Below are 22,445 nucleotides of genomic sequence, written 5' to 3'. Positions count from 1 at the left end.
CGCGCGCCTCGCGCAAGACTTGCAGTGGAATGGCGCAGATAGCCGAGAACGAAGGGGCCACGATTCCCCGGGGCCGAAAGCGCCGCTGGCTGCGAAATGCAACGCGCATTTTCGTGGGCGTTTTGCTGCTTGCCCTGGTGATTGCCTGGCTCCAGCGCAGGGAAATCGCCGACACCCTGATCGCCGACACATTTGCCGATAACAATATTCGCGCCACCTATACGGTCGACGATATCTCGCCCACGCGGCAGGTGATCACTGACCTGGTAATTGGCGACCCCGAAAGACCTGACCTCACGGTAGAACGACTGGTCATAGGTATCACCCCGCGCCTTGGCCTGCCCGACCTCACCAGCATCGTTGTGGTGCGTCCGCGCATTTATGGCAGCTATCGCGACGGCACGCTGAGCTTCGGCGATCTCGACCCGCTGCTGTTTGGCGAGGATGATGGCGAGCCGTTCGAATTCCCCGATGCGGTACTGGTCATCGAGGACGGACGAGGGTTGATCGAAACCGACTTTGGCCGCGTCGGGCTGAAACTGGCCGGAGGCGGTCATATGCGCGGCGGATTCCGTGCAGAGCTGGCGGCTGTCGCGCAGGAATTGACACTGCCGCAATGCACGCTCGACACGCCGACGCTTTATGGTGCAATTTCGATCGACGCCGAACGGCCCCGCTTTGTCGGCCCCGTACGTTTTGCCAGCCTCGCTTGTCCCAATCAGGACCTGTCGCTTGCCGATGCCACATTGCAGATCGACACGGAAGTCGAGCGTAACCTGGTCGATCTGGAGGGTTCGTACAGCGTCACGACCGGGCGCGGCACCTTGGCTGACATGCGCATGGGCGGGCTGAGCGGTGACGGGCGCTTCACCTGGCGCGACGGCAATCTCAATGCACTTTACGATGTCGCCGCCAGTCGTGTTTCGACGCCCTTCGCCAGCACCGCAGAGCTCGCGCTGGAAGGCAGGCTGCGCACTGCCGAGCAATTCGCGCGAATCGAGGTCGAAGGCGATGTTGCGGGTTCGAACCTCGTTCTTGGCGAAGACATTCAGGCGCAGCTAGCTTCCGCAGCCGCCGCATCGCAGGGCACACTGGCCGCGCCCCTGCTCGACAAGTTCCGCAGCAATCTGACCCGCGCCTTGCGTGGCAGCACGCTGGCGGCATCCTTTGACGCGCGAATGTTGGGCGAACTGAGCAGCGTGACCGTGCCTGAAGCGCGCCTGCGCGGGGGTGATGGTGCAACCTTGCTGGCGCTATCGCGCGCACGATTCGCATTCGGCGGCGAGGGGTTGCCGCGCTTCTCGGGCAATCTGGCGAGCGGCGGGGCGGGCCTGCCGCAAATCACCGGCCGAATGGAGCAGGGCAGCAATGGCGCTCTCGAACTGCGGCTGGCCATGCGCGAATATGCCGCGGGCAATGCGCGCCTTGCCGTGCCGCAGCTTTCGATCCTGCAAGGCAGGGGCGGGCGGCTGGCGCTGGAGGGCAGGGTGCTTGCCAGCGGACCCTTGCCTGGAGGCTTTGCGCAAGGCCTTGTTGTCCCGATTGATGGCACCATCGATGCGAATGGAACGCTGGCGTTGTGGAGCGGTTGCCGGAATATCGCTTTCGACCGGCTCGAACTTTCCAATTTGAGACTGGGCCGCCAATCGCTGACGCTGTGCCCGCCATCGGGCCGCTCGATCCTGCGGTACGGCTCTGATGGGCTGCGACTGGCGGCGGGCGCTACCTCGCTCAACCTTGCGGGTGAATTCGCTGAGACTCCCCTGCGCCTACGCAGCGGACCGATCGGGTTCGCCTATCCCGGATCGCTCGTAGCGCGTGACCTCGACGTATCGCTTGGTCCGGCAGACGGCGCCCAGCGCTTCACTATCACCGATCTGCGCGCAGACCTTTCGGCAGAGAATATCGGCGGCGACTTCGCCGGGGCAGACGTGTTCCTCGCTTCGGTCCCGCTCGATGTGCTCGGCGCGAGTGGTGACTGGCGCTATCAGGACGACCGGCTGGTGCTCAACGATGCCAGCTTCGTGCTCGAAGACCGCGAGCAGGCCGACCGGTTCGAGCCGCTCATGGCAGAAGGCGCGAGTCTGATGCTGTTCGACAATCTGATCACCGCCGAAGCTGCGCTCCGCCATCCGGGCACCGGGCGGCTCGTGTCCGACGTGACAATCACTCACGATCTTTCCACCAGCAGCGGCAGCGCCGATCTCGACATTGCCGGGCTGACCTTCGAACCGGGCTTCCAGCCGCTCGACCTGTCGCGCCTCGCTCTCGGTGTTGTTGCCAATGTCAGGGGCACGGTGACGGGGCAGGGCCGCATCACCTGGGACGAGGACGGGGTCCGCAGCAGCGGCGAGTTTTCCAGCGATTCGCTCGACCTTGCTGCGGCCTTCGGGCCGGTGAGGGGTGCAAGCGGCACAGTGGTGTTCACCGACCTGCTCGGTCTGACAACCGCACCCGACCAGCGCATCCGGGTCGCCAGCATTAATCCGGGTATCGAGGTCAATGATGGCGAAGTGGGCTTCCAGCTCGTCGATGGCGAATTGCTGGGCGTCACCGGGGGAAGCTGGCCCTTCATGGGCGGCACACTCACCCTGCGGTCGGTCGATATCAACATCGGCGTCGCGGAGAGCCGGACCTATATCCTCGATATAGAGGGGCTTCAAGCGGCGCGGTTTATCGAGCGGATGGAGCTGAACAATCTTGCCGCCAGCGGCACGTTCGACGGTACGATCCCCATCGTGTTCGATGCGGACGGCAATGGCCGGCTCGTTGGCGGTTTCCTCAATTCGCGCCCGCCCGGCGGACATATCTCATACGTCGGCGACCTGACCTATGAGGACATGTCTTTCTTCGCCAACTACGCCTTCGCCGCGCTGCGCGACCTGCGATATGACGCGATGGAAATCGACATGGACGGTCCGCTGACGGGCGAACTGGTCACACGCGTGCGCTTTACCGGCATCGGTCAGGGTGAGACGGCGGAGAGCAATATCGTCACCCGCGCAGTGGCGCAGATTCCGATCGACCTGCGCATCAACATCCGTGCGCCCTTCTATCAACTGATCACTTCGCTGCGCGCAATGTACGATCCGGCGGCGCTGCGCGATCCGCGCGATCTCGGCCTGCTGACGCGTGACGGCGCGCGCCTGCGCGAGCGGGTAAATCAAGAAACCGTGGACGCGATGGATGATGCCGCAGCCGAAGAAGCCGAACGCGAACTGCTCGAATCGCTGAACGCCAGCGAACCCGATATTCAGCCTCCCGAAAGTGAGCCAGAGCTATGAAACCTGAGAAATTGACGAATTGTGCCTGGAGCGCGCATACTCCCCGAATGAGCGGGGCAACGCGAACAATAGGCGCGGTGATAGCGATGGCGGGCGCAAGCGTGCTCGCCGGGTGCATCAATGTCGAAGCGCCCGACGAGCCGATCGTGATCGAGCTTAACATCAACATCACGCAGGAAGTGATTTATCGACTGGCAGATGATGCCGAGAACACGATTGAAGAGAATGCCGACATTTTCTGAGCGGCAACCCGGAGTTAAACGAATGACATTGCGCAAGAATTTGCTGACCGCCGTAGGAGCCGCGCTGGCCGTCGGCCTCGTCGCCGCGCCTGCATTGGCGCAGCGCGACCCCGCCTATGCCGCCGCCCGTGCCAATGGCCAGGTAGGTGAAAAGATGGACGGCTATCTCGGCATTGTCGGTGCTGCGACACCCGAATTGCAGCGTGTGGTCGACGACATTAACATCCGCCGCCGCGCCGTATACGCGGAGCGCGCACAGGCCGAAAACGCCACGTTGGAAGAATACGCCTTCACCGCTGGCTGCCTCGCCATTTCGCGCACCACCGCGGGCGAGATGTACCAGGCTCCCGGCGGAAGCTGGGTGCAACGCGGCTCCGGCCCCGCGCAACGCGATCCGCGTTGTCCTTAGGACGACTGCCAATTTTGCTGACTTAGGGTCCTTTTCCACCCTTACCCCGGTTGACTCGCAGAGACCCCCCTTCTAAGGGGGCGGCGCCTTCGGCGGGCACTTCGTTGCGCTTGTCAAAACCTTGTCTTAAAGGCGACCGACATGAGCGACGATAAGCCCGAACGGGAACCCATCGGTGAAGATGCGCGGATCGACGCGCTCGAGGAGCGGCTTAAAGCTGCACGCGAGCGGGAAGAACAGCGTAACGAACCACGGATCAAGGGTGCAGGTGCCAGCGACAAGGCTGGCAGCCGCGCCCTTGCTGATCTGCTCGGTGGGATTTTCGGCGGTTTGGTTGTCGGATGGACCATCGGTTGGTTCTTCGACCTGAACCCCTGGGCCCTGCTGGTTGGACTGTTCCTCGGGATAGTTGTGGCCTTCAGGAATATCATTCGTAGTTCCTCCAGCGGTTCCACTCCGAACCGCGACAGCTAAGAAGCGCAAGGGAAGCAAGAGACGTGGCAGGCGAAGCCGAAACGGCAAAGGTCGACCCGATGTACCAGTTCACCGTCGAGCCACTGCTCGGCGAAACGTGGAACATTGCGGGCTATAACATTGCCTTCACCAACTCCGCCCTGTGGATGGCGATCACCGCTGTAGTGCTGTTCATTTTCATGCTCGGCGGGATGAAGCGGGAGCTGGTTCCCGGCCGCTGGCAGATGACGGTGGAAACCTTCACGGGGTTCATCGAAGACATGCTCGACGCCAATATCGGCGAAGCCGGGCGCAAGTATGTGCCCTACATTTTCAGCCTCTTCATGTTCATCCTGTTCGCCAACCTGCTCGGCCTGATGCCGCTGGGTCTGGTGGGCCTGCACCCGTTCACCTTCACCAGCCACTTCACCGTAACCGGCGTGCTCGCCATCATGAGCTTTGCCATCGTGCTGATCGTCGGCTTCTGGAAGCACGGCCTGCACTTCTTCAGCCTGTTCGTGCCCGCAGGCACGCCGCTGCCGATGGTGCTGGTGATTGCGCCGATTGAATTCATTTCATTCCTGTTCCGCCCCTTCAGCCTCGGCCTGCGACTGTTCGTTGCGATGATGGCCGGTCACGTGCTGCTCGAAGTGCTTTCCAGCTTCGTCATCGACGGGTGGAATGCCGGTGCCGGCTTCGGCCTGCTCGTTGGCGTGCCCAGCTTCCTGCTGATGGTTGCCATCTGCGCGCTCGAAATCCTGGTCGCGGGTATCCAGGCCTATGTTTTTGCACTTCTCGCATCGCTCTACATCAACGATGCCGAGAACCTGCACTAAGTCGCTATTTTGCCAACGTATTTAAAGTTCACTTGAAAGGATTATCTCATGGATCTCGAAGCTGCCAAGATGGTTGGTGCCGGTCTCGCTGCAATCGGTGCCGGTATGGCTGCACTGGGTGTGGGTAACGTGTTCGGCTCGTTCCTCGAAAGCGCATTGCGCAACCCGGGTGCCGCAGACGGCCAGCAGGGTCGCCTGTTCATCGGCTTCGCCGCTGCCGAACTTCTCGGCCTGCTGGCCTTCGTCGTGGCGATGATCATCCTCTTCGTCTGACGTTATTCGCCGGTCGGGCGATGTGCGTCCGGCCGGTTTTGACTTTTGACCTTTCGCTTACAGACGGAATCCGTCCATGCCTCAGATAGCCCAAATGTCCGAGATCTGGTCCAGCCAGCTGTTCTGGCTGCTGGTGATCTTCGGACTTGTCTATGTCGTCGTCGGTAGGGGCATGGTCCCCAAGGTGACGGAGACCGTGGGCCTGCGCGATTCGCAGATCGCCAGCGATCTGGCGGCCGCCCAAGCTGCCCGCGACGCTGCCGATGAGGCGGAAGAAGCATGGCGTGTTCGCGAGAATGCCAACCGCGAGGCTGCGCAGGAGCTGGTCAACACCGCCAAGGCGAAATCGCAGGCATCGACCGAGGCAAAGCTCGCCAAGGTTCAGGCCGGTATCGACACGCAGCTGGAAGAGGCGGAGGCTCGCATTGCCGCAAGCCGCGCCAAGGCTGCCGCCGAGATCGAGGATGTCGCGGCCGAAGCGGCGCAGGATATCGCTGCCCGCCTTGCCAATGTCAGCGTAACCGCCACGGCCGCCAAGTCCGCCGTCAAGGAGGCTATGACCAATGGCTAATCCCGAGGTGCAGAGCGACCTTCCGGAGGTTTTTGCCACCGATGCTGCGCAGACCATGGTCGAGGTCGAACCCGGCCAGGCCGGCGTCCACAACGAGCCCGAACTGCTCGGCCTCGCGCCGTTCCAGTGGGTGTCGATCGCAATGGCAACGCTGCTGCTGATCGCCTTCGCCGGTGCGAAAGTGCACAAGCTGATCGGCGGCGGTCTCGACAACAAGATCAAGGCTATCCGCGATAATCTGGACGAGGCGAAGAAGCTTCGTGCCGAGGCCGAGGCGCTGCGCGAGGAATACGCCGCCAAGATCTCCGGGGCGGAGAAGGACGCCGAGGCGATGCTCGAAAACGCGCGCCGCGAGGCTGAAGGCATTGTCGCCAAGGCCAAGGAAGATACCGCCGCGATGATCGCCCGACGCGAACGCATGGCGCAGGACAAGATCGCCGCTGCCGAACGCCATGCTGTCGATGAGCTGCGGGCCAAGGCCGCCGATGCCTCGACTGCCGCGGCCGCACAGCTGATCGCCAAGAACCACGATGCCGCTGCCGACAAGGCGCTGGCGGATGAGGTTATCGCCCAGCTTTAAGGTCGACGAACCTGACCACTTTAAAAGCGCGCTAGGCCACCCGGTCTGGCGCGCTTTTTTGTCGGCCCTCAGTTCTACCCTTTGAAGGCATCCTTGGCCGCTCGCAGCGCGGCAAAGGTCTCGTGCGGCTCGCTACCGCCCCAGCGGGCCATCATATCGGGGTGGTCGGCGCGCAGGAAGGGATTGGTGCCCAACTCGCGCCCAAGGCCGAAGGGAACCGTGGGAGTTCCTTCTTTGCGCCTTTGATCGACCCAATCGGCATATTCGCAAAGCGCTTGATTTGCGGGATCGGCATGGCGCGCAAAGGCGGCGTTGGCCTGCGTATACTCATGCGCGCAATACATCACGGTGTTGTCAGGCAAATTGCGAAGCTTGGACAGGCTCGCCCAGAACTGCTCGGGCGTGCCCTCGAACATCCTGCCGCAGCCCAGCGCGAACAAAGCGTCGCCAACGAATGCTATCTTCGCCCCGCTTAGATTGTAGGCGATGTGTCCGCTCGTATGGCCGCCCACGTCAAGGACCTGTGCAGTGTGCTGTCCCAGCGTGACCTCGTCGCCATCATGCACACCGCGATCAAGGTAGCCGATCTTGTCAGCCTCTGCCTGCGGTCCGGTAATCGTGCATCCGGTCGCCTCCCGGATAGCGTCGTTGCCGCCAGCGTGATCGGGATGCCAATGGGTGTTCCAGATCTGGCTAATTTTCCAGCCGCGTCGTTCAGCCTGGGCGAGGTACTCTGCAGCATCTGGCGTGTCGATGCAGACTGTTTCCGCGCTTTCGGGGTCGTGGACCAGAAAGCCGTAATTGTCCTGCAGGCACGGGAACTGATGGATTTCGAGGGTGGTGCTCATGAGAACAGTTTGCCTTCAGCCTTGGTAGGGAACCGGTTGGGAGCGGCCGACAGCTTCAGCTTCAATGACGCGAGAATAGCGATCAGGTCGCAGGGCGGTCTGCTCCGTCGCTGACGGGCGGCATGTTCGATTTCGGCAAGCTCGGCCATCGCGCAAGTTTACACGCTTGGCAGATGTAGGAAAGGCCCGCTCACTCTGGCGAGTGGGCGGGCCTTTCCGAAGTCTATTCGACGGGAGGATTATTCCGCGTCGTCGGCCTTGTCGGCGTCTTCAGCCTTGTCAGCGTCTTCAGCCATGTCGGCGTCGTCAGCCTTCTCAGCTTTGTCTGCCTTCTTGGCTTTCGCAGGCTTTTCGGCTTTCTCAGCCTTGTCGGCTTTCTCGTCCTTCTTCAGCGCAGCGCCGAGGATGTCACCCAGCGATGCACCGGAGTCGGCCGAACCGAACTGTGCCACAGCTTCCTTCTCTTCGGCGATCTGGTGCGCCTTGATGGAGAAGTTGGGCTTCTTCGAACGGTCGAAGCCGGTGACCATGGCGTCGATCTTCTGGCCGGTCTGGAAGCGGTCGGGACGCTGTTCGTCACGATCACGACCAAGGTCCGAACGCTTGATGAAGCCGGTCGCGCCATCGTCGCCAACCTGCACTTCGAGGCCGCCATCGCGAACTTCGAGCACGGTAACGGTAACGACTTCGCCACGACGCAGGCTGTCGCCGACGCCGCCTTCTGCAGGAGCACCCTTTTCAAGCTGCTTCATGCCGAGGCTGATACGTTCCTTTTCGACGTCGATGTCGAGCACGACGGCCTGGACTTCTTCACCCTTGCGGTGCAGCGCCAGCGCGTCTTCGCCCGAAATGCCCCATGCGATGTCGGACATGTGAACCATGCCGTCCACATCGCCGGGCAGACCGATGAACAGGCCGAATTCGGTGGCATTCTTGACTTCGCCCTCGACCGTAGCACCAACCGGGTGCTTCTCGGCGAACTCTTCCCACGGATTGCGCTGGGCCTGCTTGAGGCCAAGGCTGATGCGGCGCTTGTCGGCATCCACTTCCAGGACCATGACTTCGACTTCCTGCGAGGTCGAGACGATCTTGCCGGGGTGGACGTTCTTCTTGGTCCAGCTCATTTCGGAAACGTGGACAAGGCCTTCGATGCCCGGTTCCAATTCCACGAATGCACCATATTCGGTGATGTTGGTAACTTGGCCGGTGACCTTGATGCCAACCGGGTACTTGGCGCCAACGCCTTCCCACGGATCGCTTTCCAGCTGCTTCATGCCGAGCGAGATTCGCTGCGTTTCGGCATTGATGCGGATGATCTGCACGGTCACGGTCTGGCCGATCTCGATGACTTCGCTGGGGTGGTTGACGCGCTTGTAGCTCATGTCGGTGACATGCAGCAGGCCGTCGATGCCGCCGAGGTCGACGAAGGCACCGTAATCGGTGATGTTCTTCACGACACCATCGGTGACCTGGCCTTCGGCCAGCTTGTCGATCAGTTCGCTGCGCTGCTCGGCGCGGGTTTCTTCAAGCACGGCACGGCGCGAGACGACGATGTTGCCGCGGCGACGATCCATCTTGAGGATCTGGAAGGGCTGCGGCATGTCCATCAGCGGGGTGACATCGCGCACGGGGCGGATATCGACCTGCGAGCCGGGCAGGAAGGCCACGGCGCCGTCAAGATCGACGGTGAAGCCACCCTTCACGCGGCCGAAGATACGGCCTTCGACGCGGGCACTTTCGCCAAATTCGCTTTCCAGCTTGTCCCAGGCAGCTTCGCGGCGGGCGCGGTCACGGCTGAGCATGGCTTCGCCGTCGGCGTTCTCGACACGGTCGACGAACACCTCGACTTCGCTGCCCACGGCCAGGTCCTGGTCGCCTTCGCCGCGTTCGAATTCCTTGAGGTTGACGCGGCCTTCGGACTTGAGGCCGACATCGATGATCGCCATGCCATTTTCGATGGCGGTGACGGTGCCCTTGACGACGCGACCTTCGAAGCCGCCGTCGGCTCCACCAAGCTGTTCGTCGAGCATTGCCGCGAAATCATCGCGGGTCGGATTGGCGCTAGTTGCCATGTGGTTTGTATTCCTAATCAAACGTTTTGACCGGCCGCCGGGTATGTCCCGGGGTCTTTCTCCGCCATTTCGCGGGATTGCGAAGGGCGGGCCAAGAGGCCGAACTGCCCTTGCGACCTCGTGCCGCAAAGGCGTTCTCGGGGCAGGCATGGCACGAACGGCAAAAGCAACAGGCTTGGGCGTCATTGCGCCCCGGTAGGAGACCCGACCATGCTGGCTTGCCATTCGCGAACATGTAGTCTGTCCGTCGAACGATGGCGCGCCTATGCGAAACCTATCCGAAAAGCAAGCTAATTGAGCCGCGCGGAGGATTGTCCGGGCCGCGGTAATGTGGAGCACATGGAGCACAGTCCTGGGAGAGGAAATCCGGAGGTTGCTGAAAGGGCTTGCTTTAGTACGGATCAGGCGGATTGTCTTGTCGACCATGCCGGATCAATCGGCCGAGTTCGGCAATGTAGGAAAGGCGCTCTCGAGCTTGACTTTACAGCCGGTGCCATCACTCTGACGCGCAGGAAAAGAGGATGCCGAGATGACGCTTGCACAACACCTCGCCAAATACGGCGAATACCACCGCGACCATCGCAATGTGCTGACCCATGCGCTGGGTATTCCGATGATTGTGCTGGCGGTCGAAGTGCTCCTCGCGCGTCCGGCGCTGCCGCTGGGCGGATTTGCGTTGACCCCGGCCATCGTGCTGAGCGCGCTGGCGGCGGTGTGGTATCTCCGGCTCGATCTCAAGATGGGCACCTTGATGACCGTGCTATTGGCGATCTTCGTTGCAATCGGCGCGCAGATTGCCGCGATCTCGACTGCTGCATGGATTGGCGGCGGTATCGGGCTGTTCGTGCTGGGCTGGGCTTTCCAGTTCCTCGGCCACCACTACGAGGGCCGCAAACCCGCCTTCGTGGACGATCTGCGCGGATTGCTGGTCGGCCCGCTATTCGTGACGGCGGAAGCGCTGTGGGCAATGGGGCTGGCCAAGGATCTCAAGCGCGAAGTCGAGGTCGCAGCCTGAAGCGCGCAGCCTTCCGAACCTGTGCGATGATTAATCGTCGCGCGCGCCGATCATCAGCGACATAAGGGCGATCAGGCCTGCATATCTGAAGGCTGACTGAAGCGCAGCTTCGCGCCAGGGTTCCGACCGCCATAGTTCGAACCATGTTTCGGCAAACACGATCCATCCGACAAACAGCAAGATTACCGCGATACCGGCACCGGCAAGGGCTGCCTGCTTGGCCTGCTGGAATGCAGCCTGATCGGCCTTCCGCGCATTCCACATCCGCCACGCACCGAGCATGCAAAAGACTCCTGCTGTGAATTTCAAGGCGGGTATCATGATGGCCACCACCGTTATGACGGCAGGGTTGGTTATCGCGCGCCAGTTGTCGGCGCCACCTTCAAAAGTGGACATGGACGCTGTTGCAGTTACGGCGCCGGTCGTGCCCGACCAGTCCAGTACATTTCCCAGCGCGCCGAAAAGCGCCCAGGCAGCGATGCTCAGCGCAAGCAAAATCTTGATAATACGATACATTCGGTTCCCCCGATTCCAAATACATCGACCCCGGAAGCGGGGCCTAAAGGAAAAGGGGCCGCCTGTCAGCCATGCAGCGCATTTTCGACTGCTGCGATGGCAGCCGCGATTGCGGCCTCCTTGTTCAGCGAGGTGGTGTCGATGAGGATTGCATCGGGCGCGACCATCAGCGGAGCGTCGGCGCGGTTGGTATCGCGTTCATCGCGTGCGGCCAGATCATCCATCATGGCTTCGAGCGAGACATCGCGCCCGGACTCCTGCATTTCCGTGCAACGCCGCTTTGCGCGCACTTCCACGCTGGCGGTTACGTAAAGCTTTGCTTCGGCATCGGGCGCAATGACCGTGCCGATATCGCGCCCGTCGAGCACCGCACCGCCTTCCTGCAGGGCGAACGCGCGTTGTCGATCGAACAGCGCCTTGCGCACGAGCGGGTGGATGGACACGCGGCTTGCGAGGCTGCCGGTCGCTTCATTGCGCAATTCGGGATCGGCGAGCAGGGCATCGGCAAAATCGGTCGCGGCAAGCGCATCTTCGCTGCGATCAGGATTGCCGCCGTTGAGCACGACCTGCCGGCCGACGGCGCGGTAGAGAAGTCCCGTGTCGAGGTGCGGCAAGTCGAAATGCGCGGCGAGCGCCTTTGCAATCGTCCCTTTGCCCGATGCCGTGGGTCCGTCGACGGCGATGATCATGCCTCGCGCTCCCTTTCACCGCTTCGGCCCCGCGCAAGCCATGCCTTGCTCAATCCCCAGATGGCAATCGCGGCCCAGAACCCTTCCAGCACGAGGCTGGGAAGATTGGTGTGCACGATCAAGGAGATCGTCAGCAAGGCGGCGCCCGCGAGATTGGTGCCGTGCAATATCCACGGGTTCGGCTTCTCGACCGCGGTCAGGTAGAAATAGGCCCCGATGATGCAGGCGGTGCCCACGAAACCGATAAGGCTGTAAATGTCGAGCGAGGCGTCCATGCCCTATTCGTAGCTGGCGAATACGGATTGCCACGTATCACCGAAGGCGATGACGTGATAGGCCTGCGTGCGTCCGTCCATCTCCATCCCCGGTGAACCGATTGGCATTCCCGGCACAGCGAGTCCGCGCACGCCCTCGGGCCGTTGCTCCAGCAATCGCGCAATATCCGCGGCGGGGACATGGCCTTCGATGACATAACCATCGACAATCATGGTGTGGCAGCTCCACAGTTCTTGCGGCACGCCATGTGCAGTCTTGATCTCGGCAATGTCGGCAGTTTCGTTCTCGACGATTTCGGCCTCGGCTTCGGCGCGTATATGATCTGCCCAGGCCTCGCAGCAGCCGCAATCGGGATCGCGGAACATAGTGTAGGTCGTCGCCTGCACGGTGTTCGAACAGGCGGCGAGCGCCAGCAGTGCGGGGGCGAGAAAGCGGCGGATGGAACGGGGGGTCATCTCAGAATCTCCGAAAGATGTAATCGATTGGCCTTGTGTCACCCGTTCGCCGCGCTGTCGAGCAATGCCTCGAATGTCGGAAAGCTGGTCGCAATAGGAGCCGTATCGTCCACTTCCACGCCGTTCTCGCTGGCAAGGCCTGCAACGGCCATGCTCATGGCAATGCGGTGATCGAGATGTGTGGTGACGACCACGTCATTCGCTGTGCCGGGAAGCAGGTCGCCGCCGGTTCCCTCGATCACCAGTCCGTCGCCGAATTCCTCCACCTTCGCGCCCGCCAGCGTGAGCGCCGCGGCCATGGCGGCAAGGCGGTCGCTTTCCTTCACGCGCAGCTCTTCCAGCCCGCGCGTGGTGGTAGTGCCTTGCGCCAGCGAAGCGGCAACGAAGAGGATCGGGAACTCATCGACCATGGCGGGTACCACGGCAGGGTCGACCTCCACGCCGGTCAGAACCGAATGGCGAACACGCAAATCGGCGACCGGTTCGCCGCCGACTTCGCGCCGGTCGAGTTCCTCGATGCTCCCGCCCATATCGCGCAAGACATCGAACAGCGCGGCGCGCGTCGGATTGAGACCGACATTTGCAATCAGCAGATCGCTTCCCGGAACCAGCAGCGCGGCGACTGTGAAGAAAGCTGCAGAGGAGGGATCGCCCGGCACGGTGATGGTCTGCGGTTGCAGCTCGGCCTCGCCGTGAATTTCGATCAGCCGCTCGCCGTTCTCATCGCCCACCTCCAGCTTCGCGCCGAACCCGCGCAGCATCCGTTCGGAATGGTCGCGGGTGGGGACGGGCTCGATCACGCGGGTAGTCCCCGCCGTGTTGAGGCCCGCCAGCAGCACGGCGCTCTTCACCTGTGCGCTGGCGACAGGCAGGCGGTAAGTAATCGGTACGGCGGGCGAAATACCGCGCAGCATGAGCGGGAGCGTGCCGCCGGGGCTTGCCTCGAAACTCGCGCCCATCTGGCTGAGCGGCGTAATCACCCGGCCCATCGGGCGTTTGGACAGGCTGGCATCACCGGTAAACACCGCGCTGATCGGATGGCTTGCCACCAGGCCCATCAGCAGCCGCGTGCTGGTGCCGCTATTGCCCATGTCGAGCGCGCTTGCGGGTTGCAGCAACCCTCCAACGCCCACGCCGTGAATGCTCCAAGTCCCGTCATCCCCGCGAGCGATTGTCGCGCCCATCGCCCGCATGGCAGCAGCGGTCGCGAGCACGTCCTCGCCTTCCAGCAGGCCCGATACGCGGGTTTCGCCAACAGCCAGCGCGCCCAGCATCAGCGAGCGGTGGCTGATCGATTTGTCGCCCGGTACGGCGATGCGGCCGGTCAGCGGTCCACGGGTAGAAAAACGTTTGGGGGAGGGCGGGTTGGAATGGCTCACGCGGTTGACTATCTCACTGCTTCTTGGCGCGGTGCTTTGACAGTGCGATGGCCCTATGGCAAGGCGCGCCCGCTCGCGAATCCGGCCCAGCCGGTATCGCATACGAATTTCCCGGAAAGCTCTCCGGACGAACTAAGGACATACACAATGGTCAAACCAGAATGGGGCGCCAAGCGTACCTGCCCCAAATGCGGAGAACGCTTCTACGACCTGGGTCAGGAAGATCCGGTCACCTGCATCGAATGCGGCAATGAATGGACTCCCGAGCCGGTGCTCAAGTCCAAGCAGCCGATCCCGTTCGACGAGCAGGAAAAGAAGAAGGACGAGAAGGACAAGGACAGCGATTCCGATCTCGCCGACGACGATCTGGAAGACATCGATGACGATGACGCATCGCCCGATGCCGATGTCGATCTTGGCGGTGATGACGATCTCGGTGTCGAAACAGTCAAGGACGACGGCGACGACGACGATACCTGATTTAGGGCTTGCGTTGGGGGCGGCTCGTTAATAAAGGGCTGCCTCCCGATTGCTTTTCAGTCGGAATGCCATCTGGTATGATGGCAAAATCGATGGTTACGGGGCCTTAGCTCAGCTGGGAGAGCGCAACACTGGCAGTGTTGAGGTCAGCGGTTCGATCCCGCTAGGCTCCACCATCGAAGATACGAACACACGCCGCATCTGATGCGGTGACATATTATCCGGGCTTTCGGGCTCACGCTGGCTGACGAGGTTTCGTCCGCCGGCGTTTTTGGCATTTGGCGTATTGCCTCCCATATCAGGGGCGGGACGTCATAGAGGAGCAACAGTAGGCGCATGTTTGAAAGCCTGTCAGATCGCCTGAACGGTGTCTTTGATCGCTTGCGCGGTCGCGGCGCGCTCAGCGAACAGGATGTGCGTGATGCGATGCGCGAAGTGCGCGTTGCACTGCTCGAAGCCGATGTCGCACTCCCCGTCGCCCGAGATTTCATCAACCGCGTTACCGAGCGTGCCATCGGGCAGGAAGTGCTCAAATCGGTCACGCCGGGCCAGCAGGTCATCAAGATCGTCAATGACGAATTGGTGGACATGCTGGGCGGTCAGGATTCAGACGGAGAGGCGTCGCCGCTCCACCTGAATGTCAGCCCGCCCGCCGTGATCATGATGGTCGGCCTGCAGGGTTCAGGTAAAACCACCAGCACCGCCAAGATCGCCAAGCTGTTGCGCGACAAGCAGGGCAAGAAGCCTATGATGGCTTCGCTCGACGTCAATCGTCCGGCGGCGCAGGAACAGCTTGCCGTGCTGGGTGAGCAGGCGGGTGTCGCCACCCTGCCGATCGTGCAGGGCCAGCAACCGGTCGATATCGCCCGCCGCGCACTGGAAAGCGCGAAGCTGCAAAATGTCGACGTGCTGTTGCTCGATACCGCAGGCCGCTTGCATGTCGATGAAGCACTGATGGCCGAGATGAAGGCGGTTGCAGGCGTTTCGACCCCCGCTGAAGTGCTGCTGGTCGTCGACAGCCTGACAGGGCAGGACGCGGTCAATGTGGCGCAGAGCTTCAGCGATGAAGTGCCGCTGACCGGCGTTGTCCTCACCCGTATGGACGGCGATGCACGCGGCGGCGCGGCGCTTTCGATGCGCGCTGTCACCGGCAAGCCGATCAAGTTTGCCGGTACCGGCGAAAAGCTCGACGCGATCGAACGCTTCCACCCGGCACGCGTGGCCGACCGCATCCTTGGCATGGGCGATGTCGTGTCGCTGGTCGAAAAGGCCGCCGAGACGATCGACGCGCAGGATGCCGAAGAGCTCGCCAAGAAGATGATGGCGGGCAAGTTCGACATGAACGATCTGCGCAAGCAATTGCAGCAGATGCAGAACATGGGCGGGTTGGGAATGCTGGCGGGCATGATGCCGGGCCTGAAAAAGGCCAAGGCGGCGATGGCCAATGCCGACATGGACGACAAGGTCCTGACGCATATGGACGCGATCATCGGCTCGATGACGAAGAAAGAGCGCACGCATCCGCAGCTGCTCAACGCCAAGCGCAAGAAGCGTGTTGCCGCGGGCAGCGGCACCTCGGTGCAAGAAGTCAACAAGATCCTCAAGATGCATCAGGAAATGGGCCGCGCGATGAAGCAGATCAAGAAAATGGGCGGGCTGAAAGGCCTTGCATCCATGTTTGGCGGCGGGGGCGGTTTACCCGGCGGCATGGGTGGCGGCGGCGGTATGCCGGGCCTTCCCGGCGGCGGTGCTGGCGGCCTTCCGCCCGACTTGCAGAATTTGTTGAACAAGAAATAATTTACAGAAATTCAGTTATTTAATTTTGAAAGGTAATCTATAATGGCAATCGCAATTCGCCTCTCGCGCGGTGGCGCAAAGAAGCGTCCGTACTATCGCATCGTGGCTGCAGACAGCCGCCGTGCACGTGACGGCAAGTATCTCGAACAGCTCGGCACCTATAACCCGCTGCTCGCCAAGGATGACGAAAAGCGCGTAACGCTGATCGAAGACCGCATCCGTTACTGGCTGGGCGTTGGCGCCAAGCCGAGCGACCGCGTATTGCGTTTCCTCGACGCTGCCGGCATCATGGAGCGTCCTGCGCGCAACAACCCGCAGAAGGGTGAGCCGGGCGAAAACGCCAAGGAGCGCGCTGAAGAAAAGGCTGCCAAGGCTGCTGAAGCAGAAGAAGCCAAGAAGGCCGCCGAAGAAGAAGCCAAGGCCGAAGCTGAAAAGCCCGCCGAGGAAGAGGCTCCCGCTGAAGAAGCTGCTGCAGAAGAAGCTCCGGCCGAAGAAGCACCGGCTGAAGAAGCTCCGGCTGAAGAAGCTCCGGCTGAAGAAGCTCCGGCTGAAGAAGCCAAGGAAGAAGCTCCCGCCGAGGAAGCTGCTGAAGAGAAGTCCGAGGGCTAATCGCCTTGGCACAGGACAAGCCCGTCACTCTCGCCGCCATCACCGGCGCGCACGGGGTGGCGGGCGAGGTCCGCCTGAAGCTGTTCGGAGAGGGTCTGGCGACCTTCAAGCCGCACAAGAGCTTCAACAACGGCGCATTGACGCTGAAAAAGGTGCGGGACGACAACAAGGGCGGCGCGGTTGCGCGTTTTGCCGAAATCCCCGATCGCACCGCTGCCGAAAAACTGCGCGGCACCACTCTCACCGTTCCCCGATCCGCGCTCCCGCCGCTGTGCGAGGGCGAATATTACCACGCCGACCTGCTCGGCCTTGCTGCCGTGTCCGATGCGGGTGAGGTGCTTGGCGAGGTGGTTGCGGTCAACGATTTCGGCGCGGGAGACGTTATCGAGATCAAGCGCCCGAACGGCAAGACCTTCATGATCCCGATGCGGGTTGAAGCCGTGCCCGAATGGGATGCGGAGAAACTCGTCGTGCTGGCGGACTACTCTGAGGACTAGCGCCGGATAGGTCGATGATCGGCAAGATCGTTGCGAATGGTGGTCGATGCCACGCCCGCCTGGCCCATCGCGTGGCTGATCTGGTCGAGCCCCAGAACCACGTCTCCCGCAGCGAACAGGCCGGGGATACTGGTGCGCAAGTGATCGTCCGTTGTGATGCAGCCTTCTTCGGTAGTATCGGCGCCCATCGCAGCCGCCAGTTCCGAGCGCACGTCGCTGCCGAGCGCGGGATAAACGCTGTCGAATTCCAGCCAGCCTTGCGCGGTCTCGACCGCCAGCTTGCCATCGCGCATCGCGTAGTCGCCGCAAGGGCCATTGACCCGCTTGATCCCGGCATCTTCGAGCTTTGACAGGCATTCCCCGGACAGGTCATGGTCTGCGTCGGGTGAGATCAGCGTGATGTCGCGCGTAAATCCGCGCAGGAATTGCGCTTCGGCTGCCCCGTGAGCGCCGGTGCCGATCACGCCGACGCGCTTGTCGGTCACTTCGTAGCCATCGCATACGGGGCAGTAGCGCAGCAGGCCTTTCTTCAGCGCGTCATCGTGGAATTCGTCCTTCATGCCGGGCGGGTGGCGGTTGAACACGCCGGTCGCCAGCAGAACGGTGCGCGCGGTGAAAGTGCCTTCGTCGGTGCCGACAATAAAATGCTCGCCGGTGTGCGCCAGATGCTCGACCCGCTTGTTCTCGTGCAGCACGCCATATTTGCGCGCCTGTGCGTTCATGCGGGCTAGCAATTCGGTTCCGGCAATGCCTTCGGGATAGCCGGCGTGGTTGTGCGTGCACGGGATCAGCGCGGCGCGACTGGTGCCGCAGTCGAACAGGCGGATGGAAAGGTGATAGCGCGCGAGATAGATCGCGGCGGTCAGGCCGGCGGGTCCACCGCCCACGATGATGCAATCGTCCATTGGGAAGTAACGCACGGGATGGCAAAGCGCTCCCCTCCGCGCTAGGCCGCTGATTGTATGACCAAGCTCAACGTCGCCATATGCCAGGCCGCACCTGTGCCGCTTGCTGTCTCTGACGGCATCGACAAGGCCGTGCGGCTGGCGCGCGAAGCTATCGCTGACGGCGCTCAGCTGGTCGCTTTCGGCGAGACATTTCTCGGCGGCTATCCGCTCTGGCTCGACGAGGCACCCGGTGCGGCGCTGTGGGACCATACGGGCAGCAAGGCACTGCACCGTATATTGATGGAACAGGCGGTGGTCGCGGGGGACGAGCGGTTGCTGCCCTTGCAGGAACTCGCTGACGAAAGCGGCGCGGTGATCTCTATCGGCGCGCATGAGCGGGTGCGCCAGAGCCTTTACAACAACCAGATGACCTTCCGCCCGGGCCTTCCGGTGCTCGATCACCGCAAGCTGGTGCCCACGCATGGCGAGCGGCTGATCTGGATGCGCGGCGATGGCTCGACTTTGGGCGTGCATCAGGCCGAATGGGGCATTGTCGGCAGCCTGATTTGCTGGGAGCACTGGATGCCGCTGGCGCGCGCAGCGATGCATAACCTCGGCGAAAGTATCCACGTCGCTGCATGGCCGACCGTGCGCGAAAGCTACGCCATCTCCAGCCGCCATTACGCGATGGAAGGCCGCTGCTTCGTGCTGGCGGCAGGGCTGGTGCAGAGCAAGGACGATGTTCTCGACGGGCTGGAGCGAGCAGGTGGTTCTTCGGAAGCGCGTGAACTGCTTGAGGCGATACCTGGCGATGTGCTCAACGCTGGCGGGTCGCTAATCGCTGCCCCCGATGCGAGCGTCATTGCGCAGGCGGGCGCGGGCGAGGAAACGCTGTTCGCAGAACTCGACCTGTCCCTGCGCGATGAGAGCCTCGCAAGCCTCGACACCGACGGCCACTATTCGCGGCCCGATGTCTTTGAGCTTAGCGTGGATACGCGGGCGAAGGATGGGGTGACATGGCGCGACTAGTGCTGCTTTCGGCGAGCATCGAGCCGAGCATGGCTGGTCCAAGCGTTGCAGTAATTTCCGCGACGATCTTTTCGTTCATCGGAGGCATCGCTCTCGCCGTATTTGCGCACAACACTATCTGGCAGCGAGTTTTAAGGACATCGAACGGATTCGGATATTGGGCGATCAATTTGCTAACTTTGCCGAGCCTGTCTGTCGCATTCGGTCTCTACAAACTGCAAGAAGCCGAGCCGTGTGAAAGAAGTTTTCAAATTTGGTGCGACCGCGTCGCCGAACGCTTTTACAGCGGATTCGAATTCATTTTGATCTGGCCGTTGTTCTGTCTGTGCATCGCAATTCCAGTCACCATGTGGTTCACACGCAAGCAGACTCGCAAATGACCTTCGCCGCCACCATCCTCACGCTCTATCCGGAGATGTTTCCCGGTCCTTTGCGCCTTTCGCTCGCCGGGCGGGCGCTGGAGGAGCAGAAGTGGTCTATCGATACAATCCAGATCCGCGACTTCGCCACCGACAAGCACCGCACGGTCGACGATACGCCCGCAGGCGGCGGGGCGGGGATGGTGCTCAAGGCGGATGTACTCGCGAGCGCGGTCGATCATGCGTTTGCCATGCAGCCCAAGGTGCCGATCCTCGCTATGACCCCGCGCGGCAAGCCGATCACGCAGGAGCGTATTCGCGAGATCGCCAGCGGCCCCGGCGTCACACTGCTATGCGGCCGTTTCGAAGGGTTCGACGAGCGCCTGTTCGACGCGCGCCCGCAGATTGAGCAGGTCAGCCTCGCCGATATCGTGCTTTCGGGCGGAGAACCTGCCGCTCTGGCGATACTCGACGCTTGCATTCGCCTGCTTCCCGGAGTAATGGGCGCGGCTTCCAGCGGGACCGAAGAGTCGTTCGAGGACGGCCTTTTGGAATACCCGCAATATACCCGACCTCAGGAATGGGAAGGGCGCACGATCCCTGAAGTGCTGCGATCGGGGGATCATGCGAAGATTGCCGCGTGGAGGAAAGCCCGCGCGGAAGAAGATACTCGGTCACGCAGGCCGGACCTATGGGATCGCCACGGGGGTGATCCGGGTCAGTCTGCCTCTGATGTGCAGCGTAAAAAGTAGGACTACCAGGCCATGAACCTGATCCAGACTCTCGAGGCGGAAGCCATCGAAGCCCTCGGGAAAGACCTTCCCGATTTCCGTGCCGGCGACACCCTGCGTGTTGGCGTCAAGGTTGTTGAAGGCACGCGCGAACGTGTCCAGAATTTCGAAGGCGTGTGCATCGCCCGCTCTAACCGCGGCATGGGCAGCAACTTCACCGTGCGCAAGATCAGCTTCGGCGAAGGCGTGGAACGTGTGTTCCCGCTTTACTCGCCGATCGTCGACTCGATCACCGTGGTACGCCGCGGCGTGGTGCGTCGCGCCAAGCTGTATTATCTGCGTGGCCGTACCGGCAAGCGCGCTCGTATCGCCGAGCGCCGCGAGAACGTCGCCAAGTAAGGCGGTTCTCGAAAACGAGACAAGCGAAGGGCGGCTTCCCACGGCGGGAGGCCGCCCTTTTCGATTCCGGTCCTATTCGCTTTCCGCCCCCAAACCCGTTACGACAGCAACCGCCTTTCCTGTTGCACCTGCGAACAGGCGCGCTAGGCAGCGCAGTTCGAATTTGATGGAGCAAGATTGAAATGGGTTACCGTGTTGCAGTGGTCGGAGCGACGGGAAATGTCGGGCGCGAAATGCTCGCCATCCTTGCCGAGCGTGAATTTCCTATGGACGAAGTGGCGGCTGTTGCAAGCTCGCGTTCGGTCGGGAGCGAGATCGAGATCGGCGACAGCGGCAAGATGGTGAAATGCAAGAGCCTCGAGCATTTCGACTTCGCCGGATGGGATATCGCACTGTTTGCAGCGGGCTCCGGCCCGACCAAGGAATATGCTCCCAAGGCCGCAGCTGCAGGCTGCGTGGTGATCGATAACAGCTCGCTCTACCGCATGGACCCAGACGTGCCGCTGATCGTGCCCGAGGTGAACCCAGACGCGATTGACGGCTATAAAAAGCGTAACATCATAGCCAACCCCAACTGCTCGACCGCGCAACTGGTGGTGGCGCTCAAGCCGCTGCACGATGCCGCTAAGATCAAGCGCGTGGTTGTCTCGACATACCAGTCCGTTTCGGGGGCCGGGAAAGAAGGCATGGACGAGCTGTTCGAACAGAGCCGTGCCATCTTTGTTGGCGACCAGGTCGAGCCACGCAAGTTCACCAAGCAGATCGCTTTCAACGTTATCCCGCACATTGATGTGTTCATGGATGACGGCTCCACCAAGGAAGAGTGGAAGATGGTGGTCGAGACCAAGAAGATCCTCGATCCCAAGGTCAAGCTGAGCGCAACCTGCGTGCGGGTGCCGGTATTCGTCGGCCATGCCGAAGCCATCAACATCGAGTTCGAGAACGAGATCAGCGCGACCGAGGCGCAGGATATCCTGCGCGAAGCTCCCGGCATCATGCTCGTCGATAAGCGCGAGGATGGCGGCTACGTCACTCCCGTGGAAGCGGCGGGTGACAGTGCCACTTACATCAGCCGTGTGCGCGAAGACCCGACCGTAGAAAACGGCCTGGTGCTGTGGTGCGTTTCGGACAATTTGCGTAAGGGTGCGGCATTGAACGCCGTGCAGATCGCAGAATTGCTCGGCCGTCGTCACTTGCAGAAGGGTTGAATTCCATGCGCCTTGCCTACCTCGCTATCCCGTTGATCGCGCTCGCCGCGTGTTCGCAGGAGCCTGCTGAAGACATCGAAACGGTCGAAACCGAGGCGGCAGAGCCAATGGAAGATGCGACGCTCGACTTGCAGGCAGGCGGCATCATCGTTCCGCCGCAGAATGGATTCGAGCAGTATGACGTGCCGTTCGGATCGATGCGCGCTGCAACCGAAGTGACGCTGTCCAATGTGCTCGGTGAAGTCATCGAACAGAGCGAGCAAGCCAATGACTGCGGGCTGCACTTCACCCGCTACCAAGGGCTGACGCTGAACTTCCGCCAGGACGAATTCGTCGGCTACTGGGCCGAAGCGCCCTACGTCCCTGAACTCTCTCGTGCCGAAATGCTGGCCGATACCGGCGTTGCTCTGGCTGACGGCGAGGGCGTTCTCGACGATGAATTCGTGATCGGCGATCCTCAGGGCGAAGGTATCGGCGGGGTCTTCACGGGCAGCGGTGATGACGCTGCGGTGCGCGCATTGTGGGCCGGCGAAAACTGCATCGCGCGGTGA

28 protein-coding genes and 1 tRNA gene are annotated in these 22,445 nt (G+C 61.9%); 20 read left to right on the top strand and 9 right to left on the bottom strand.

Annotated features, from left to right (window positions below; translation table 11 throughout):
- Nucleotides 1-29 precede the first annotated feature (29 nt).
- The 8 genes from AAC850_RS07125 to AAC850_RS07090 all read left to right on the top strand — a co-directional run bounded on the left by AAC850_RS07125 (nt 30) and on the right by AAC850_RS07090 (nt 6,648).
- Nucleotides 30-3,284, top strand: coding sequence for an intermembrane phospholipid transport protein YdbH family protein (locus AAC850_RS07125; RefSeq protein WP_340587993.1), 3,255 nt, complete (start codon nt 30-32; stop codon nt 3,282-3,284).
- 47 nt (nt 3,285-3,331) lie between these two features.
- Nucleotides 3,332-3,526, top strand: a complete 195-nt coding sequence (locus tag AAC850_RS07120; RefSeq protein ID WP_340587992.1) for a YnbE family lipoprotein — start codon at nt 3,332-3,334, stop codon at nt 3,524-3,526.
- 22 nt (nt 3,527-3,548) lie between these two features.
- A complete protein-coding gene (locus tag AAC850_RS07115) occupies nt 3,549-3,935 on the top strand; it encodes a YdbL family probable chaperone protein (RefSeq protein WP_340587991.1) in 387 nt (128 codons plus the stop codon).
- A gap of 141 nt (nt 3,936-4,076) precedes the next feature.
- The gene (locus AAC850_RS07110; protein ID WP_340587990.1) at nt 4,077-4,409 is read left to right on the top strand and encodes an AtpZ/AtpI family protein; all 333 of its coding nucleotides are present in this window, start codon (nt 4,077-4,079) and stop codon (nt 4,407-4,409) included.
- A gap of 23 nt (nt 4,410-4,432) precedes the next feature.
- Nucleotides 4,433-5,224, top strand: coding sequence for a F0F1 ATP synthase subunit A (locus AAC850_RS07105; protein WP_340587988.1), 792 nt, complete (start codon nt 4,433-4,435; stop codon nt 5,222-5,224).
- 48 nt (nt 5,225-5,272) lie between these two features.
- Nucleotides 5,273-5,497, top strand: a complete 225-nt coding sequence (locus tag AAC850_RS07100) for a F0F1 ATP synthase subunit C (protein ID WP_048885460.1) — start codon at nt 5,273-5,275, stop codon at nt 5,495-5,497.
- Nucleotides 5,498-5,573: 76 nt separating this feature from the next.
- On the top strand, nt 5,574-6,068 hold the full coding sequence (locus AAC850_RS07095) for a F0F1 ATP synthase subunit B family protein (RefSeq protein WP_340587987.1): 495 nt from the start codon (nt 5,574-5,576) through the stop codon (nt 6,066-6,068).
- Nucleotides 6,061-6,648 (top strand): F0F1 ATP synthase subunit B family protein, encoded by a 588-nt coding sequence (locus AAC850_RS07090; RefSeq protein ID WP_340587986.1) that lies wholly within the window; start codon nt 6,061-6,063, stop codon nt 6,646-6,648. Before AAC850_RS07095 ends, AAC850_RS07090 begins: the two co-directional genes overlap by 8 nt.
- 74 nt (nt 6,649-6,722) lie before the next feature.
- Here the strand turns inward: AAC850_RS07090 and gloB are convergent, their stop codons facing one another.
- The 3 genes from gloB to rpsA all read right to left on the bottom strand — a co-directional run bounded on the left by gloB (nt 6,723) and on the right by rpsA (nt 9,568).
- Nucleotides 6,723-7,496, bottom strand: coding sequence for a hydroxyacylglutathione hydrolase (gloB, locus tag AAC850_RS07085; RefSeq protein WP_340587985.1), 774 nt, complete (start codon nt 7,494-7,496; stop codon nt 6,723-6,725).
- Nucleotides 7,493-7,645 (bottom strand): hypothetical protein, encoded by a 153-nt coding sequence (locus tag AAC850_RS07080; protein ID WP_340587984.1) that lies wholly within the window; start codon nt 7,643-7,645, stop codon nt 7,493-7,495. The genes gloB and AAC850_RS07080 overlap by 4 nt, the downstream gene beginning before the upstream one ends.
- A 90-nt stretch (nt 7,646-7,735) precedes the next feature.
- The gene (rpsA, locus tag AAC850_RS07075) at nt 7,736-9,568 is read right to left on the bottom strand and encodes a 30S ribosomal protein S1 (RefSeq protein ID WP_340587983.1); all 1,833 of its coding nucleotides are present in this window, start codon (nt 9,566-9,568) and stop codon (nt 7,736-7,738) included.
- Between the two features lie 529 nt (nt 9,569-10,097).
- On the opposite strand from rpsA, the gene AAC850_RS07070 reads away from it, so the two are divergent.
- The gene (locus AAC850_RS07070; RefSeq protein ID WP_340587982.1) at nt 10,098-10,583 is read left to right on the top strand and encodes an Mpo1 family 2-hydroxy fatty acid dioxygenase; all 486 of its coding nucleotides are present in this window, start codon (nt 10,098-10,100) and stop codon (nt 10,581-10,583) included.
- A gap of 30 nt (nt 10,584-10,613) precedes the next feature.
- On the opposite strand, the gene AAC850_RS07065 is transcribed toward AAC850_RS07070, so the two are convergent.
- From AAC850_RS07065 to aroA, 5 genes are all read right to left on the bottom strand, one after another.
- Nucleotides 10,614-11,099, bottom strand: a complete 486-nt coding sequence (locus AAC850_RS07065) for a DUF2165 family protein (RefSeq protein ID WP_340587981.1) — start codon at nt 11,097-11,099, stop codon at nt 10,614-10,616.
- 65 nt (nt 11,100-11,164) lie between these two features.
- Nucleotides 11,165-11,788 (bottom strand): (d)CMP kinase, encoded by a 624-nt coding sequence (locus AAC850_RS07060; RefSeq protein WP_340587980.1) that lies wholly within the window; start codon nt 11,786-11,788, stop codon nt 11,165-11,167.
- Nucleotides 11,785-12,063, bottom strand: coding sequence for a CBU_0592 family membrane protein (locus AAC850_RS07055; RefSeq protein ID WP_340587979.1), 279 nt, complete (start codon nt 12,061-12,063; stop codon nt 11,785-11,787). Before AAC850_RS07055 ends, AAC850_RS07060 begins: the two co-directional genes overlap by 4 nt.
- A gap of 3 nt (nt 12,064-12,066) precedes the next feature.
- Nucleotides 12,067-12,519 carry a DUF411 domain-containing protein gene (locus tag AAC850_RS07050; RefSeq protein WP_340587978.1) on the bottom strand — a complete coding sequence of 151 codons (453 nt, stop codon included), beginning with the start codon at nt 12,517-12,519 and terminating at the stop codon, nt 12,067-12,069.
- A 38-nt stretch (nt 12,520-12,557) separates the two neighbouring features.
- A complete protein-coding gene (gene aroA / locus AAC850_RS07045) occupies nt 12,558-13,898 on the bottom strand; it encodes a 3-phosphoshikimate 1-carboxyvinyltransferase (RefSeq protein ID WP_340587977.1) in 1,341 nt (446 codons plus the stop codon).
- A gap of 147 nt (nt 13,899-14,045) precedes the next feature.
- Here aroA and AAC850_RS07040 point away from each other — a divergent pair, with 147 nt between their 5' ends.
- The 5 genes from AAC850_RS07040 (at nt 14,046) to rimM (ending at nt 17,281) form a co-directional block, all read left to right on the top strand.
- Nucleotides 14,046-14,378 carry a TIGR02300 family protein gene (locus AAC850_RS07040; RefSeq protein WP_340587976.1) on the top strand — a complete coding sequence of 111 codons (333 nt, stop codon included), beginning with the start codon at nt 14,046-14,048 and terminating at the stop codon, nt 14,376-14,378.
- A gap of 100 nt (nt 14,379-14,478) precedes the next feature.
- Nucleotides 14,479-14,554 (top strand) — tRNA-Ala (locus tag AAC850_RS07035).
- Nucleotides 14,555-14,714: 160 nt separating this feature from the next.
- Complete coding sequence (gene ffh, locus AAC850_RS07030) at nt 14,715-16,175, top strand: signal recognition particle protein (RefSeq protein ID WP_340587975.1); 1,461 nt, start codon at nt 14,715-14,717, stop codon at nt 16,173-16,175.
- A gap of 42 nt (nt 16,176-16,217) precedes the next feature.
- Nucleotides 16,218-16,784, top strand: a complete 567-nt coding sequence (rpsP, locus tag AAC850_RS07025; RefSeq protein WP_422723180.1) for a 30S ribosomal protein S16 — start codon at nt 16,218-16,220, stop codon at nt 16,782-16,784.
- A 5-nt stretch (nt 16,785-16,789) separates the two neighbouring features.
- Nucleotides 16,790-17,281 (top strand): ribosome maturation factor RimM, encoded by a 492-nt coding sequence (gene rimM / locus AAC850_RS07020; protein WP_340587974.1) that lies wholly within the window; start codon nt 16,790-16,792, stop codon nt 17,279-17,281.
- On the opposite strand, the gene AAC850_RS07015 is transcribed toward rimM, so the two are convergent.
- Complete coding sequence (locus AAC850_RS07015; RefSeq protein ID WP_340587973.1) at nt 17,278-18,186, bottom strand: NAD(P)/FAD-dependent oxidoreductase; 909 nt, start codon at nt 18,184-18,186, stop codon at nt 17,278-17,280. The two genes, rimM and AAC850_RS07015, sit on opposite strands and share 4 nt — an antisense overlap.
- A 57-nt stretch (nt 18,187-18,243) precedes the next feature.
- Between AAC850_RS07015 and AAC850_RS07010 the strand changes: the two genes are divergently transcribed.
- From AAC850_RS07010 to AAC850_RS06985, 6 genes are all read left to right on the top strand, one after another.
- A complete protein-coding gene (locus AAC850_RS07010) occupies nt 18,244-19,197 on the top strand; it encodes a carbon-nitrogen hydrolase family protein (RefSeq protein ID WP_340587972.1) in 954 nt (317 codons plus the stop codon).
- A complete protein-coding gene (locus AAC850_RS07005; RefSeq protein WP_340587971.1) occupies nt 19,185-19,577 on the top strand; it encodes a hypothetical protein in 393 nt (130 codons plus the stop codon). The genes AAC850_RS07010 and AAC850_RS07005 overlap by 13 nt, the downstream gene beginning before the upstream one ends.
- Nucleotides 19,574-20,308, top strand: a complete 735-nt coding sequence (trmD, locus tag AAC850_RS07000; RefSeq protein ID WP_340587970.1) for a tRNA (guanosine(37)-N1)-methyltransferase TrmD — start codon at nt 19,574-19,576, stop codon at nt 20,306-20,308. Before AAC850_RS07005 ends, trmD begins: the two co-directional genes overlap by 4 nt.
- 12 nt (nt 20,309-20,320) lie before the next feature.
- The gene (rplS, locus tag AAC850_RS06995; protein WP_340587969.1) at nt 20,321-20,686 is read left to right on the top strand and encodes a 50S ribosomal protein L19; all 366 of its coding nucleotides are present in this window, start codon (nt 20,321-20,323) and stop codon (nt 20,684-20,686) included.
- A gap of 182 nt (nt 20,687-20,868) precedes the next feature.
- A complete protein-coding gene (locus tag AAC850_RS06990; protein WP_340587968.1) occupies nt 20,869-21,894 on the top strand; it encodes an aspartate-semialdehyde dehydrogenase in 1,026 nt (341 codons plus the stop codon).
- Nucleotides 21,895-21,899: 5 nt separating this feature from the next.
- A complete protein-coding gene (locus AAC850_RS06985; RefSeq protein WP_340587967.1) occupies nt 21,900-22,445 on the top strand; it encodes a hypothetical protein in 546 nt (181 codons plus the stop codon).

The sequence above is a fragment of the Erythrobacter alti genome (genome assembly GCF_037996805.1).
GTDB classification, from domain to species: domain Bacteria; phylum Pseudomonadota; class Alphaproteobacteria; order Sphingomonadales; family Sphingomonadaceae; genus Alteraurantiacibacter; species Alteraurantiacibacter alti.
The sequence above is the reverse complement of the archived record's forward strand: the minus strand, read 5'-3'. Positions and strand labels throughout refer to the sequence as shown.